Origin of the sequence: Lysobacter antibioticus, from assembly GCF_001442535.1 — a bacterium.
Taxonomy (GTDB): domain Bacteria; phylum Pseudomonadota; class Gammaproteobacteria; order Xanthomonadales; family Xanthomonadaceae; genus Lysobacter; species Lysobacter antibioticus.
Map to the genome: position 1 here is coordinate 4,519,954 of NZ_CP013141.1, position 15,005 is coordinate 4,534,958.

Annotated in this window: 12 protein-coding genes and 1 pseudogene; 4 read left to right on the forward strand and 9 right to left on the reverse strand. The window is 66.8% G+C overall.

Annotated elements, in window-relative coordinates; translation table 11 throughout:
* Window positions 1-2 precede the first annotated feature (2 nt).
* The 7 genes and pseudogenes from GLA29479_RS18415 to GLA29479_RS18445 form a co-directional block, all read right to left on the reverse strand.
* Window positions 3-347, reverse strand: a pseudogene (locus GLA29479_RS18415) (DUF58 domain-containing protein); the annotation flags it as partial.
* Between the two features lie 67 nt (window positions 348-414).
* Window positions 415-1,443 carry an AAA family ATPase gene (locus GLA29479_RS18420; RefSeq protein ID WP_082638800.1) on the reverse strand — a complete coding sequence of 343 codons (1,029 nt, stop codon included), beginning with the start codon at window positions 1,441-1,443 and terminating at the stop codon, window positions 415-417.
* A 378-nt stretch (window positions 1,444-1,821) separates the two neighbouring features.
* A complete protein-coding gene (locus GLA29479_RS18425; protein WP_425478950.1) occupies window positions 1,822-3,909 on the reverse strand; it encodes a type IV pilus secretin PilQ in 2,088 nt (695 codons plus the stop codon).
* 15 nt (window positions 3,910-3,924) lie between these two features.
* A complete protein-coding gene (locus GLA29479_RS18430; protein WP_425478951.1) occupies window positions 3,925-4,419 on the reverse strand; it encodes a pilus assembly protein PilP in 495 nt (164 codons plus the stop codon).
* A gap of 58 nt (window positions 4,420-4,477) precedes the next feature.
* Entirely contained in the window at window positions 4,478-5,161 is a 684-nt protein-coding gene (locus GLA29479_RS18435) for a type IV pilus inner membrane component PilO (RefSeq protein ID WP_425478952.1), read from the reverse strand.
* 14 nt (window positions 5,162-5,175) lie between these two features.
* Window positions 5,176-5,973, reverse strand: coding sequence for a PilN domain-containing protein (locus tag GLA29479_RS18440; RefSeq protein WP_057972459.1), 798 nt, complete (start codon window positions 5,971-5,973; stop codon window positions 5,176-5,178).
* The gene (locus GLA29479_RS18445) at window positions 5,973-7,031 is read right to left on the reverse strand and encodes a pilus assembly protein PilM (protein WP_057919051.1); all 1,059 of its coding nucleotides are present in this window, start codon (window positions 7,029-7,031) and stop codon (window positions 5,973-5,975) included. Before GLA29479_RS18445 ends, GLA29479_RS18440 begins: the two co-directional genes overlap by 1 nt.
* 403 nt (window positions 7,032-7,434) lie before the next feature.
* Between GLA29479_RS18445 and GLA29479_RS18450 the strand changes: the two genes are divergently transcribed.
* The 4 genes from GLA29479_RS18450 to GLA29479_RS18465 all read left to right on the forward strand — a co-directional run bounded on the left by GLA29479_RS18450 (window position 7,435) and on the right by GLA29479_RS18465 (window position 12,831).
* Window positions 7,435-10,017 carry a penicillin-binding protein 1A gene (locus GLA29479_RS18450; RefSeq protein WP_057972460.1) on the forward strand — a complete coding sequence of 861 codons (2,583 nt, stop codon included), beginning with the start codon at window positions 7,435-7,437 and terminating at the stop codon, window positions 10,015-10,017.
* Between the two features lie 303 nt (window positions 10,018-10,320).
* Window positions 10,321-10,974 (forward strand): hypothetical protein, encoded by a 654-nt coding sequence (locus tag GLA29479_RS18455; protein ID WP_057919053.1) that lies wholly within the window; start codon window positions 10,321-10,323, stop codon window positions 10,972-10,974.
* 183 nt (window positions 10,975-11,157) lie between these two features.
* Entirely contained in the window at window positions 11,158-12,114 is a 957-nt protein-coding gene (locus tag GLA29479_RS18460) for a hypothetical protein (protein ID WP_144436603.1), read from the forward strand.
* A gap of 342 nt (window positions 12,115-12,456) precedes the next feature.
* Entirely contained in the window at window positions 12,457-12,831 is a 375-nt protein-coding gene (locus GLA29479_RS18465) for a hypothetical protein (protein ID WP_144436604.1), read from the forward strand.
* Window positions 12,832-12,936: 105 nt separating this feature from the next.
* On the opposite strand, the gene GLA29479_RS18470 is transcribed toward GLA29479_RS18465, so the two are convergent.
* Together GLA29479_RS18470 and GLA29479_RS18475 are read right to left on the reverse strand one after the other, a co-directional pair.
* A complete protein-coding gene (locus tag GLA29479_RS18470) occupies window positions 12,937-14,244 on the reverse strand; it encodes a citrate synthase (RefSeq protein WP_031372635.1) in 1,308 nt (435 codons plus the stop codon).
* A gap of 425 nt (window positions 14,245-14,669) precedes the next feature.
* A complete protein-coding gene (locus tag GLA29479_RS18475) occupies window positions 14,670-14,912 on the reverse strand; it encodes a type B 50S ribosomal protein L31 (protein ID WP_031372636.1) in 243 nt (80 codons plus the stop codon).
* Between the last annotated feature and the right edge of the window lie 93 nt (window positions 14,913-15,005).

Consider the following 15,005-nt stretch of genomic DNA (forward strand, 5'->3'; position numbering starts at 1 on the left):
GCGACCGCGCCGGCGCGCGCGGCCTGCACCGACTTGAAGCGCACGCGGGTACCGAAGTACAGCGAAGGCGCGGTGTCGGCGACGATCAGGGTCAGCCGCTCGCGCTCGGCCTGGAACAATTTGGTATGGGCGCGGCCGGTGCGCGCGGTCAGGCGCCAATCGATATGACGCGCATCGTCGCCGTGCGAGTACTCGCGCGACTCCGCATATTCCATGCCGCGCCCGCGCAACGGCGACAAGGCCTGCCCGCTGACGCCGTGACGGCCCAGGCGCGCGCTGCGGCGCCCGCTGACCGCCGCGCGCAACGCGACCAGTTCCGCCAGACCCGGAACGATGCCTTCGCTCATCGGCCGATGCCGCTTGCGCGCATGCCGCCGTTACGAATCCCGAATCCCGATTCGCGAATCGCGGCACTCAAGGCAACGGCACCTTCTTGAGCAATTCCCCGAGCAGACGGTCGCCGTCCCAGCCTTCGGCGGTGGCTTCGTAGCTCGGCAGGATGCGGTGACGCAGCACTTCCGGAGCGATCGCACGCACGTCGTCGGGAGTGACGAAATCGCGACCGGCAAGCCAGGCGTGCGCGCGGGCGCAACGTTCGAGCGCGATCGAGCCGCGCGGGCTGGCGCCCCAGGCGATGCGTCGCGCCAGCGCGGCGTCGTAACGCGCGGCATCGCGCGAGGCCAGCACGATTTCGATCAGGTAACGCTCGACCGCCGGCGCCACGTGCAGGTCGAGCACCGCCGCGCGCGCGGCGAACACGTCGGCCTGCGGCATTTTCTCGACCGGCGTGGTCACGGTCTGCAAGGTCTGGCGGGCGCGTTCGCGAGCCAGGCGCAGGATCTCGGTTTCCGCGGCGGCTTCCGGATAGCCGATGCGCACATGCATCAGGAAGCGGTCGAGCTGCGCCTCCGGCAAGGGGAAGGTGCCTTCCTGCTCGATCGGGTTCTGCGTCGCCATGACCAGGAACAGGGGCGGCAAGGCATAGGTCGCACGGCCGACCGTGACCTGGCGTTCGCCCATCGCCTCGAGCAGCGCCGACTGGACCTTGGCCGGCGCGCGGTTGATTTCGTCGGCGAGCAGGATCGGGTGGAAGATCGGCCCGGCCTGGAACTCGAACCTGCCCTCCTGGGGGCGCCAGACTTCGGTGCCGGTCAGATCGGCCGGCAGCAGGTCGGGAGTGAACTGGACGCGGGCGAAATCGGCTTCCAGACGCGAGGCCAGGGCGCGTACCGCGCTCGTCTTGGCCAGGCCCGGCGCGCCCTCGACCAGCAGGTGGCCGTCGGCGAGCAAGGCGATCAACAGCCGTTCGATCAGTTCGGCCTGGCCGACGATCTCCAGCGCGAGCGCATCGCGCAGGGCGCGGAAGGCGTCGTGCAGGCGCGCGGTCTCGACGCCGGCCTGGGCGGGAGCGGTGTCACGGGTGCGATCGAGGCTGCTGTCCATCCGGTATCCAATGACGATCGAAGGCGAGATCAGGCCGATTTTGACCGAAGTTCGCCATCGGGGTTCAAAAAGTGCAAGCAAGGCATCGAACCGCGGCCATCGCGAAGAGGCCCGTCGGCTTGAAATCCGCGCGATGCGCGGCGCAAGTCCTTGATTCGCGCCCGTTAAGTCGGTCGCTGCGGCCAGCGTGCGCGGGTTCGAGGTCGATCGCAGACGGGTCGCGATCTTGGCGTCGTTCAGCCTGTTCGAATCGCGGAGCCGTTCGAACCACCGGCCGTTACAAGCCATCGGCCCAAAAGCAAAGAGGGCCCGAAGGCCCTCTTTACGATGCGGCTGATCTGTCCGCCGGTGCCCCGGACGGACGCTCTACGCCGTGGATCAGCGCTGGGTCACCTTCATCACCTTGGGGGTGACGAAGATCAGCAGCTCGGCCTTTTCCTTGCTGCGGCTCTTCTTCTTGAACAGATTGCCGAGGAAGGGGATGTCGGCCAGGAACGGCACCTTGGACAGGTCGGTGCGATCGCGGAACTCGTAGACGCCGCCGATCACGACGGTCTGACCGTCCTCGACCAGCACCGCGGTGTTGATGTTGCGCTTGTTGATCTGCGGCACCTGACCGATCGAGGTGTCGATGAAGCCCTCGATCTCGTCCTTCTTCACGTTCATGTTGAGGAAGACGCGGCCATCGTTGGTGATGGTCGGGTTGACCTTCATCTCCATCAGCACGTCCTTGAACTGGACGTTCGGGATCGGGATGCTGTTGCCGCCCTGCTGCGGCGAGATCGTCACGTAACCCACTTCCTGGCCCTGGCTGATCACCGCTTCGCGCTGGTTGCTGGTGACCACGCGCGGGTTGGAGACCACTTCGCCGCGACCTTCGGTCTGCATCGCGGTGAATTCCATGTCCAGGTTGACCCACTTGCCGAGGATCGTGAAGGCGAGCGCGCCGGCCGGATTGGCGATGCCGACATTGCTGTTGAGGCTGGCCGGGAACAGGAAGGCCGGATTGGTCATCGTCTGCAGCAGCGAACGCGCCTGGTCCAACAACGAGGTGGCCTTGGCCGGATCCGAGATGCGGAACAGATCGGCGTCTTCAGTCAGCTTGTTCGCCTGGTCGCGGATCAGTTCATTCTTGGCGGTGGTGTTGCGATAGTTGTTGATGCTCTCCAGCGTACCGCTGGTGATCACGTCGCCCTTCTGGCCGGAGACGCCGAAACGCGCGCCGAGGTCGCGGGCGAAGCTTTCGGTGGCGATGACGATGCGGGCTTCGATCAGGACCTGGTCGACCGGACGGTCGATGACCCGGATCAGTTCCTTCATCTGCACGACTTTCTTCGGAATGTCGCTGATCATCAAGGTGTTGGTGCGCTCGTCGGCGACCAGGCGGCCGCGCGGCGAGAGGAAGCCGTTTTCGTTGTTGCCGCCGCCGCTTTCGCCGCCGCCGCTGCCGCCACTGCCGCCGATGCCCTTGGCTTCCGTCAACGCCTTATAGATCTGCGCAGCGTTGTGGTAGTTGATCTGGATGTATTCGGTGGTCAGGTCGACGCGGTTATCGAGGGCGATACGCGCGTCTTCGCGGTCCTGCTCGTACTTGGCGACCTCGGCCTGCGGGGCCACCCACACCACGTTGCCGCTGCGGCGCTTGTCCAGGCCCTTCGCCTGCAGGACGATGTCGAGCGCCTGGTCCCACGGCACGTTGACCAGGCGCAGGGTCACGTTGCCCTGCACGGTGTCGGCCGCGACGATGTTGAGGTTGGACTCTTCGGCGACCAACTGCAGCACGGTGCGCACCGGCACGTCCTGGAAGTTGAAGGTCACCGGACGGCCGGAGTAGGAACGAACCACGCCGGGCTGGGTGGAGCCAGCGGTGCTGCCCGCTGCGCTCGCCGCCGACTTGGCGCCGGCCGCACCGACCGCGCGATTGCCCGCCGCCGCCGTGCGCGGCACGACCTCGACGATGTATTCGCGACCGGTCTGGTAGGCCATGGTGTCGTAGGCGCCGCTGGTGTTGAGCACCAACTGGGTCCCGGTGCCGCTGGCGCGCGCTTCGACGCGCTGCACCGGGGTGGCGAAGTCGCTGACGTTGAGCGGACGCTGCAACGAAGCCGGGAGTTGCGCGTTGCCGACGTTAACCAGGACTTCGGAGCCCTGATTACGCAGGTCCGGCAGCGCACCATCGCCGTTAAAACGCACGATCAGCTTGCCGGAGCCGCCGTCGCCGCGCTTGAAGTCGATGTTGGCCACCGAGATCGTGCCCGGCAATTGCTTGCTCGGGTCATTGCTCGGCGTCGGCGCGACTTGCACCGTGGGTGCCTGGACAGCGGGTGCCGTCGTCGCAGCCGCAGGCGGCGCCGCGTGGACGGCGCTGATGCCAGCCAGCAGGCCGACGACGAGTCCGGCCATGCGCGGACCGGAAGCCATGGGGCGTCGAGCCGACGGCATGGATTTGGCGTTGAGTACGATCATCATGCTATCCCCTAATCATTGATCTTCGAGCGCCACGGAAGCTGGACGTTCCAGCCAACCGCCTGCGCCGTCCGGCACCAGTTCCACCAAGTCGATGCGCTCCTCAGTCACGGCGGTCACACGACCGTCGTTCTGCCCCATGTACGCACCGGGTCGAACACGATAAGTCACTTTGTCGGGCGCCATCACCAGCGCCACCGTACCGCTACCGCGGCCGAGCGTGCCGACCATGTCCAGAGCGTCGAGCGGAAACTGTTCGAGCAACTGCTTGCGCCGCACCTTGTCCGGACGCAGGCCGGAGCCGTCGTCCTCGTCGGTGAAGGCGGTGCTGAACGGGTCGCGCAGGTCCTGCGCGGCGTATTCGAAGGTCTCGAACTGCTGCATGACCGGCAGCGGGTCCAGCGGCGGCGCGGGCTTGGCCTTGACCTCGGCCACCCACTTCTCGAGGTTGGGTGCGTCGCCCGGCGTGCTCGAGATGCTGCGGAAGCAACCGCTGACCAGCAGCACCATGGCGATAGCGCACAGGCCGTTGACGAAAGAACGATTGAGAACGAAGGCGGTGCCCATCTCAGTTCTCCTCCTTTTTCGCTTTGCTCTTGCCCTTGTCGTCGGCGGCATCGCCTTCGGCCGGAGCTTGCGCAGCCATCTCTTCCTCGTCGAGGTAACGATAGGTCTTGACCGTACCGGCCAGTTCGAGCGGGCTGTTCGGCGTAATGCCGCCGACTGCGTCCTTGTTGTTCTTGCCCTTGGGCTTCAGCGAGATGTCGTGCATGGTCATGATGACCACGCGCGGCAGCGACGCCACGCCGCTGACAAAGGCACCGAACTGGTGGTAGGTGCCCACCATGCGCAAGGCGATCGGCTTCTCGGCGTAGAACTCCTTGGGAACTTCCGCGCCAGGCTGGAACAGCTCGTTGGAGATGCCGGTGGCCAGGGCCGTCTGCGAGATGTCGACGATCAGGTCGGGCATCTCGGTCTTGCTCGGCAACTGGCGCAGCATCTGCTGGAGCTGCTGCTCCATCTGCACCAACTGCTGCTTGAGCGGCTCCAGATTGGCGGCCCGGCCCTGCTTGGTCTCGAAGGTGGTGCGAAGATCGCTCTCTTTGCGCTCCAAGCCTTCCAGCTCGGTGCGCTTGTCGCTGACGAACAGCCACCAGGCCAGGCCGATGATCACCACGCCGACGAGGCTGCAGAAAATGATCTGGGCCTGGCGCGGCCAGCCGCCGATGTTGTTGATGTCGAGGTTCTTCATAGAAGCCTTTCTGCTCACGACGCGGCTCCTGTCTTGGTGGGCGCCGACGCGGGCTTGGCCGGCGCGGCAGCAGGCTTGGCGGCTTCAGCAGCCGGCTTGGCCGGCGTCGCGGCCGGTTGCGCGACACCCGCAGGAGGTGCAGCGGCGGGCGGCGTGGCGCCCGCTGCGGCGGCAGGTGCAGCTCCGGCAGGCGTCGTGGCGGCGGCCGTTGCCTCGGCCGTGGCGACCGGCGCATCCGGCACGCCGTCGCCGTCCTCGTCCTTGGGCGCGTTCGGATTCGCCAGCGTGACCCGGAGCTTGAACTCGTACGGCAGACCCTTCTCGTTGCCCTTGGCTTCGATGATGGTCAGGTCGGGCTTGGTCATCCAGCCGGAGGTTTCCAGCGTGCGCATATAGGTACTGACGCGCGCATTGGACTGGGCCCGGCCCTCGAGCGTCAGTATTTCCGCATCCTGCTTGATCGCCGTCAGCACGGCGCCATCGGGGATGGTGCGCACCAGCGAGTCGAACAGATGGACCATCTGCGAACGGTTGGACTGCAGCTTCTCGATCACTTCCTTGCGGGCGAGCAGCTTGGCCTTCTTCTTCTCGAGCTCTTCGATCTCGGTGATCTTCTTGTCGACCTCGACGATCTGCGCATCGAGGAAGGCATTACGCTTGCGTTGACCGCTGATTTCGCTGCTGTAGTAGAAAACGATCAGCACCGAAAGCGCGACGGCGACCAGGGCCGACAGGCCGAGGATGGCGCCGAATTCCTTCTGTCGAGCCTTGCGCCGTTCGGCGCGCCACGGGAGCAGGTTGATGCGTGCCATCAGTCGAAGCTCCTCAGGGCCAGGCCGCAGGCGATCATCAGCGCGGGGGCATCCTGTGCGAGCGCATGCGCCTGGACGCGCGGTCCGAGGGTCATGTGCGCGAGCGGATTGGCCACCGTGGTCGGGACGCCGAGCTGCTCCTCGACCATCTCGGCGATGCGCGGAATCGAAGCGCCGCCGCCGGCCAGTACGATCTGGTCGACACGGTTGAATTCGCTGCCGGCGTAGAAGAACTGCAACAGGCGGCTGACCTGCTGGACCATCGCTTCCTTGAACGGCTCCAGCACCTCGGCCTGGTAGCTCTCGGGCAGCCCGCCCTGGCGCTTGGCCAGACCGGCTTCCTCGTAGCTCAGACCGTAGCGGCGCATGACCTCGTCGGTCAGCTGCTTGCCGCCGAAGACCTGCTCGCGGTGGTACAGGCTGCGGCCGTTGCGCAGTACGTTGAGGGTGGTCATGGTCGCACCGGAGTCGACCAGGGCGACCAAACCGTCGCGCGGGCTGCTCAGGGTGTCGGCGAGCAACGCGAAGGCGTTCTCGATCGCGAACGCTTCCACGTCCATGACGCGGGGCGTCAGCCCGCCGAGCTCCAGCGCCGAAGCGCGAACCTCGACATTCTCCGAACGTGACGCCGCGAGCAATACCTGGACCATGTCCGGGCTGCCGGGCATCGGGCCGAGCACCTCAAAGTCGTGGTTCACCTCATCGATCGGGTACGGCACGTAATTGGCCGCCTCCAGCTCGATCTGCGACTCCAACTCGTCCCCTTCCAGGTCGTTCGGCATGCCGATCACGCGGGTGATCACCGAGGAACCGGCGACGGCCGCAGCGGCATGCTTGACGCGGGTCCCCGACCTCGCGACCGCACGTTTGATCGCCTCGCCCACCGCCTCGACCTCGACGATGTTCTTCTCCACCACCGCATTCGGCGGCAGCGGTTCCACAGCATAGTGCTCAACGCGGTAGCGATTGCCGACTCGTGAGAGTTGCAACAGCTTCACCGCCGTCGAACTGATGTCCACGCCGACCAACGCCGGCTGGCTTTTCGTGATGAGTCCCACAGTTATCTCCCCATGCCACAAGCGCTTACGCGCACTTCGTGTGGCCCCGGCTTAGATAACGGACTTTTCACAGGCTGGCAACCACTTCTTTCGCGATTGCCAACCCAGTCGTGCTTTTTTGACCCGCAACGTCACGTGACCCCCACCGTCAGTCTGTCGACTGCGTGCAAGACGGCGCAACACCACGGGCCCTCCCCAGCCCGACTACCCGTCATCCCGTTCCGTGCCGATTGCCCCCAATCGCCCCCATCGCGGCCGCCCTGCGGCGCGTGGTCGCGCCCTCACCCTACTCGCCCGGGCGGGTTCCGTCGCCGACCGCCGGTCGGCTGGCGCCGGAACCGGGGCCGCCATCCGGCTCATCTATACTTGCCCGTCACGACCACCGACTCCGGAATCCGATTCGATGTCCCGTATTCGCCGTTGGCTGCGTTGGGCGCTCTATGCGTTCATCGGCGCAGTCCTGCTGGGCGCCATCGCGCTCGGCACCCTGTACTACCTGATCGTCCCCAAGCTTCCCGACGTCGAGACCCTGCGCACGGTCGAGCTGCAGGAACCGATGTACGTCTATGCCCGCGACGGCCGCCTGATGGCGCTGTTCGGCGAGACCCGGCGCTACCCGATCGCCATCGAGGACGTGCCCGACCGGCTCAAGCAGGCGTTCATCGCGATCGAGGACGCCCGTTTCTACAAGCACCACGGCATCGACTACAAGGGCATCGGCCGGGCGATCTGGCTGCTGGCGACCACCGACGACAAGCGCGTCCCCGGCGGCTCGACCATCACCCAGCAGGTCGCGCGCCAGTTCTTCCTGAGCTCGGAATACAGCTACAAGCGCAAGCTCGGCGAGATGCTGCTGGCGATGCGCATGGAGCGCGAGCTCAGCAAGGACGAGATCTTCGAGCTGTACTTGAACAAGAGCTTCTTCGGCAACCGCGCCTACGGCGTCGGCGCCGCCGCCGAGTTCTACTACGGCAAGAAGATGAGCGAGCTCTCGCTCGACGAGATGGCCTCGCTCGCGGGCATTCCGAAATTCCCGTCCAGCGGCAACCCGCTCAGCAATCCCGACCGCGCCAAGCTGCGCCGCGACTACATCCTCGACCGCATGGCCGAGCAGCGTTTCATCAGCGCCGACGAAGCCGCGCAGGCCAAGGCGGTGCCGATGCACGCCAGCCCGCACGAGCGCCCGGTCGAGGTCTACGCGCCCTACGTGGCCGAGATGGTGCGCCAGGAAATGATCGCCCGTTACGGCGCCGAGGCGCTGACCAAGGGCTATCACGTCACCACCACCATCGACCCCACCCTGCAGGTCGCGGCCGACAAGGCGGTGCGCGACGGGCTCTCGGTCTACGACCGCCGCCACGGCTGGCACGGGGTCGAGCAGCACTTCGACCTCGCCGCCGGCGAGGACGCCGCGACCGCGCGCCAGCGCCTGCGCGGCATCCCGGCCCAGGCCAACCTGTTGCCCGCGGTCGTGCTCGGCAACAGCGGCGGCCAGGCCAATGTCGTGCTCGGCGACGGCACCGAGCTGACCCTTACCGAAAAGCAGGGCTTCGGCGGCCGCAGCCCCGGCAGCCTGGTCAAGCGCGGCGACGTGGTGCGCATCCAGCGCACCGAGACCGTGACCGAGCCGGTGGTCGCTCCGGCGGCTCCGGCCGGCACTGCGGCAGCGGTCGTGCCGGCCGTGCCGGCCAAACCGCCGGTGGTGAGCTACCGCCTCGACCAACTGCCGCAGGCACAGGCCGCGCTGGTGTCGCTGGAACCGAGCAACGGCGCCTTGCGCGCGCTGTCCGGTGGTTACAGTTTTGCCGGCGCCAAGTTCAACCGCGCCACCCAGGCGCGCCGCCAGCCCGGCTCGAGCTTCAAGCCGTTCGTATACGCGGCCGCGTTCGAGCGCGGCTACAACCCGGCCTCGATCGTTCTCGACGCCCCGGTGGTGTTCAAGGACCGCCGCGGCCATCTGTGGCGTCCGCAGAACGACGGCGGTAACTTCGCCGGCCCGATGCGCGTGCGCGAAGCGATGGTGCAGTCGCGCAACCTGGTCTCGGTGCGCCTGCTCGACGCCATGGGCGTCGATTTCGCCCGCAAGTACATCAGCCACTTCGGCTTCGACCCGGAGCAGCTGCCGCCGAACCTGTCGATGTCGCTCGGCACCGCCTCGCTGACGCCGCTGTCGGTCGCACGAGGCTATTCGGTGTTCGCCAACGGCGGTTTCCGCATCACTCCGTGGTTCATCGACGAGGTCAAGGATCGCGCCGGCGCCGTGGTGTTCAAGGAAAAGCCGGCCACCGCCTGCCCCGAATGCGGCGGCCGCGGCGGCACCTCGGTCGCCGTGCCGGTCAGCACCGTCGTCGACGGTTTCGACCTGGGCCCGGCCGGCGGCAGCGCCGACACGGCCAAGCCCGACCCGAAGAAGCCCGATCCGAAGGCGAAGAAGGCCGATGACAAGCCGGCCGCGCCGAAGAAGGAACTGACTGCGGCCGAGAAGGCAAGCATGAACCTGGCGCCGCGCGCGATCGACGACCGCATCGCCTACCAGATCGTTTCGATGCTGCGCGACGTGGTCAAGCGCGGCACCGGCACCGCGGCCAAGGTGCTCGGCCGCGAGGACGTCGGCGGCAAGACCGGCTCGACCAACGACCATCGCGACGCCTGGTTCTCCGGCTTCGGCGGGCCTTACGTCACCACGGTCTGGGTCGGCCGCGACAACTACAAGTCGCTGGGTTACCGCGAATACGGCGGCAAGGCCGCCCTGCCGATCTGGATCGACTACATGCGCGTCGCGCTGAAGGACCAGCCGCTCGCCGTCAACGAGCCGCCGCAGGGCATGGTCAAGGTGTCCGTCGCCGGCAACGGCGCGCTGATTCCCGACGGCGCCGGCGGCGTGATTGAGTGGGTCAAGGCCGAAGACCTCGAACGCATGCAGACCTATACCGATTACGGCAACGAAGAATCGGCGCCGTCGGAAGAGTCCTACGACATCTTCTGATCGCCTGCCCCCAGGCAAGGCCCCGGCCAGGGCCGCACGCAGCGCGTGCGGCCTTTTTTCTGCGGTGCCGCGCCATTGCGCCGGCGCGGCCGCGCCTTGCCCGGTGCGCCTTGCCCGGTGCGCCTTGCCAGATCGCGCCTTGCCGATCGCGCCTTGCAAAATCGGGCGTTTCGCTCGCGGCTGCGGCGCCGGCGGGCCGCATGGACATTGCCCTGACGGACGAACGTGCTAGGTTTGGTCACGCCAGCCCCACCCAGGCCGCGGCGAGCGCCCTCGCCGTGACGTGCCAGCCCGGAGGTCGAGATGCACCAGGCCCGACAGCACGCACATCAGCATGCGCAGACCCGCATTCGCGAGCGTCGCCATCGCCTCGCCCACGAAGCCGCCCGCCTGATCGCCGAGAGCGGCATCCGCGACTACCACCAGGCCAAGCTCAAGGCCGCCGAGCGCCTGGGCATCTTCGACGACGCCTCGCTGCCGCGTAACCGCGAGATCGAGGACGCCCTGCGCGAGTATCAGCGCCTGTTCCAGCGCGACAATCTCAACGGCCTGCGCCAACGCCGCGAAGCCGCGATGCGCGCCCTGGAGTTCTTCGCCGAGTTCGAGCCGCGCCTGGTCGGTCCGGTGCTGGACGGCACCGCCGACGCGCGCAGCCCGGTCGCCCTGCACCTGTACAGCGACGATCCCGAGGCCGTGTCGATGTTCCTGGATCACCATCTGATCCCGGCCGAAGCCCGCGAACGCCGCCTGCGCCTGGACCGCGAACGCAGCGAAGACTTCCCGGTGTGGGTGTTCGGCGCCGAGGACCTGACCTTCGACCTGACCGTGTTGCCGCTCGACGTGCTGCGCCAGGCGCCGCTGTCGAACGTCGACGAGAAGCCGATGAAACGCGCCTCGGCGGCGCAGTTGCGGCAGTTGCTGGCCGACGAGGAAATTTCCGACTTCGAGCGAGGATAGCGGGCCGTGGCGCGGATGCCGATGCGGGCGAACCCTCCGGCTCCCTGCGCCCACACCGCGCGCCCGAGCACCGTTGCAAGCCGTCCTCCCTGCGAGATGAGCTCAGCGCCATGAGCCGAGCGTGCGCATCGGACAAGTACGAAACCGCATCAGCCCGACAACACCGTTCGAAGGACCGAACCCATGCGAAAACACCCCCGACGCGGCGGCGCAGCGATGCAAAACACCGGGCCAGGCATTCGCCTGTTCTTCGGCGCATTGATCCTCTCGGCCCTGTCGCTCTCCGCAGCCGCGACGCCGCCAGCGCGCCGCGCCGCGGCAAACACGAACATCTCGGCCGAACCGAACACCGTCGCCGATTTGGTCGCCCGCCTGCGTAAACAAGCTGAGGCGTCGCAATCCAGCCCCGCCGTGCGCGCCGACTACGACGCCCTGCGCTCCGCCCAGAGCTTGAGCGCCGCGCAACTGCCCTACGCCGACTACGCCTATCTGCGCCTGCTGTTCGAGGCCAACCGCGACGGCGGCTACTGGAACCTGCATTGGGCGATCACCGACCGCGAACCCAACTCGGACGCGATCTGGAGCCAATGGCGCGCCCGCCGCGGCACGTCCCCGACCGGCATCACCGCCACCGCCGAATGCGACGAGCTGTCCGCGCTGTACGCCTTCCTCGCCCGCCGTGGCGGCGTGCGCAACGTCGGCCTGTTCTGGCCGACGGCGAACCACACCGTCGCGGTATGGCGCATTCCCGCGGCGCCACGCGAAACCCGCATCGTGGTCCCGACCACGCAGATTTTCCTGAGCCAGTACGACAGCTTCGGCAGCCGCGGTTTCGACCCGTGGAAGCAGGCGAAGATCTACGAATACGGCCGCCGCGACATCGCCGACGACGCGCGCCTTCCGCCCGCGCTGATCGGCTTCTTTCTGGCCCAGAACGACAAGTACGCCCGCGCTTCCGGCCTGAGCCTGCAGCGCATGCGGCAACTGCGCGACGGCGTGCTCGACGGCAGTCTCGGTGCCGACCAGGCCATGCGCCAGGCGCAAGCGCAACGCGAACGCATCGCACCCGCCGCCATCGACGACCGCAGCGCGTACGCGCATTTCATCCGCGACCTGCAAACGAGCGCAACAGCGCCCTAGCGACGGCCGTCGCCCCACGCCGCCGCTGGCGCAACTACGATTGGATCTCCACCGATCTCACATTGGCGAGCCGCGCAAGCCGGCGACCCGGGCGCGCAACGCGATATGGCCGACTGTTTCGAGCAGCACGACCCAACATTGGCCGAGCGACTGACCCACTGCGCTGGAACGCTTTCCCGACCTCGAGCAGGCGCACCTCGCGCAAGATCATCCGGGCTCCGCGGCAGCCCCGCGCCCGGCCGGGTCGCGGGCATCGATGAAACCTGCCCGATGACGAACGAGACGCCGCCACGGAGCGACGGCACAATGACGAACCTTTACGCACCCACTCAAGGAAGCATCATGCGATTTCATGGAACCGTATTGCTGTGCCTGGCGACGCTTTCGTCGGCCGCCGTTGCCGCCGACAAGCCGGCGACCAGCCTGTCCAAGCTCTACCAAAGCTACGAGGACGCCGGCCACAGCGCCCTGTCGATGCCGGAGTACGACCAGGCGGTGCGCTTCACCGCGGTGGTGCTGGAACAGAGCACCTCGATGGCCGATACCGCGCTCACCTCGGCGACCGACGGCGACGGCGAGGTCGAGTACGCACGCCTGAGCAGCGAGGACGGCAAACTGGCCGCACTTCCGCCAGGCACCGCCTTCACCGCGACCTGCACGGTCGGCTTCACTTCCGGCACCGATTACCTGAATCTGACCGACTGCGTGGTCGAGTAAGGCGCCGCGCCGCAGCGCCATCGCCCCGGCGATGCCGTTGCGGAAGCGCAAACGAAAACGCCCCGCCGAAGCGGGGCGTTTTCGCATCCGGGATGCGGACGCGGATCAGCGCTGGTCGGCGCCGACGTAGTCGCGCGTCGCGTGACCGGTGTAGATCTGGCGCGGACGGCCGATCTTGTTCTCGGGGTCGTTCTGCTGTTCCAGCCAATGCGAGACCCAACCGGCGGTGCGCGCGATAGCGAACATGACCGTGAACATCTCGACCGGAATGCCGAGCGCCTTGTAGATGATGCCCGAGTAGAAATCGACGTTCGGGTAAAGCTTGCGCTGGACGAAGTACTCGTCCTTGAGCGCCGCCTCTTCGAGCTTCATCGCCACTTCGAGCAAGGGATCGTTGACGCCGAGCTCGCCGAGCACGTCGTGGGTCATCTTGCGGACCAGCGCGGCGCGCGGATCGTAGTTCTTGTAGACGCGGTGGCCGAAGCCCATCAAGCGGAAGCCCGACTCCTTGTCCTTGGCCTTGTCGATCGCGCCCTTGACGTTCTCGGGGCGGCCGATCTCGTTGAGCATCTTGAGCACGGCCTCGTTGGCGCCGCCGTGCGCCGGTCCCCACAACGCGGCGACGCCGGAAGCGACGCTGACGTAGGGGTTGGCACCGGTCGAACCGACCAGACGCACGGTCGAGGTCGACGCGTTCTGCTCGTGGTCGGCGTGCAGGATGAACAGCAGGTCCATCGCCTTGGCGGCGACCGGATTGAGCTCCAGCGGCTCGCTCGGCACTTCGAACAGCATGTGCAGGAAGCGCGTGGTGTAGTCGAGGCTGTTCTTCGGATAGCGGATCGGCCAGCCGATCGAATAACGATGGCAGGCGGCGGCGATCGTCGGCACCTTGGCGATCAGGCGGATCGCGGCCAGGCGGCGCTGTTCCGGATCTTCCAGGTCGAGTTCGTTGTGATAGAAGCTCGCCATCGAGCCGAGCATGCCGACCAGCATCGCCATCGGGTGGGCGTCGTGGCGGAAGCCGTACAGGAAGGTGCGGAAGGCCTCATGCATCATCGTGTGATGCGTGACTTCGTGCTCGAACTTGCTGAACTCGCCGGCGGTCGGCAGTTCGCCGTTCATCAGCAGATAGGCGACTTCGAGGAAGTTCGACTTCTCGGCAAGCTGTTCGATCGGGTAGCCGCGGTACAGCAGCACGCCCTCATCGCCGTCGATGTAGGTGATCGCCGACTTGCAGCTGGCGGTCGCGGTGAAGCCGGGGTCGTAGGTGAACATCCCGGTTTCTTTCGGCAGCTTGGCGATGTCGACGCAGGAAGCGCCCAACACCGGGTGCTGCACCGGCAAGATCACGCTCTTGTCGCCGGCGGTCAGGGTGACCTGATCGAGGCCAGCTTTTTTGGAATCATCGGACACGAAACACTCCTCAATCTGCCTGCCGCAGGGAAGGCCGCGACAGGAGGGGGACGGGGGTCGCATTTGAACTGCGATGCTGAATTATCGCACAACGCTTCTTGAGCCCAAGCTCGGACTTTGGTCGGGAGGGGCGCATGGCGGCCACGCAGCGTTTCATCGCCGGGGCCGGTTTTCGGCCCCGAGGCAAGCCGCGGAAGGCCTCGCGCCGGCGGACGCGGGCGGGCTTGTCGCGGCTTGGCGGAAAACCTGTCGCGAGGCGGCCGGCGGTTGCGGCAAGCGCCTGTCGAGAGGCGGTCGCCGGTTGCGGCAAGCGCGCCGGGGCGGGTGCGGGCCGCTACGCCCTCGCGGACGAGCGCCGGTGGCGACGCAAACGCAAACGGCCGCCCTTTCGGGCAGCCGTTGTGCGCACAGCGATTGCGACGCGATTACTTCTGCGCGTAACGCTTGCGGAACTTGTCGACGCGACCGCTGGTGTCCATGATCTTGTGCTTGCCCGTATAGAACGGGTGCGACGCCGACGAGATGTCGACCTTGATCAGCGGATACTCGGTGCCGTCGAGCTTGATCGTTTCCTTGCTCGACAGGGTCGAACGGGTCAGGATCTGGAAGTCGGTGGTGACGTCCTGGAACACGACGTTACGGTATTCGGGATGGATGCCTGCCTTCATGGCACTCAACCTTAGGTATGCGGGAAAGTCGGGCAGTATAGCGGCCGGATCGGGGGGCGTGCAAGTCCATTTGGCCCGAAAAACCAATCGGCT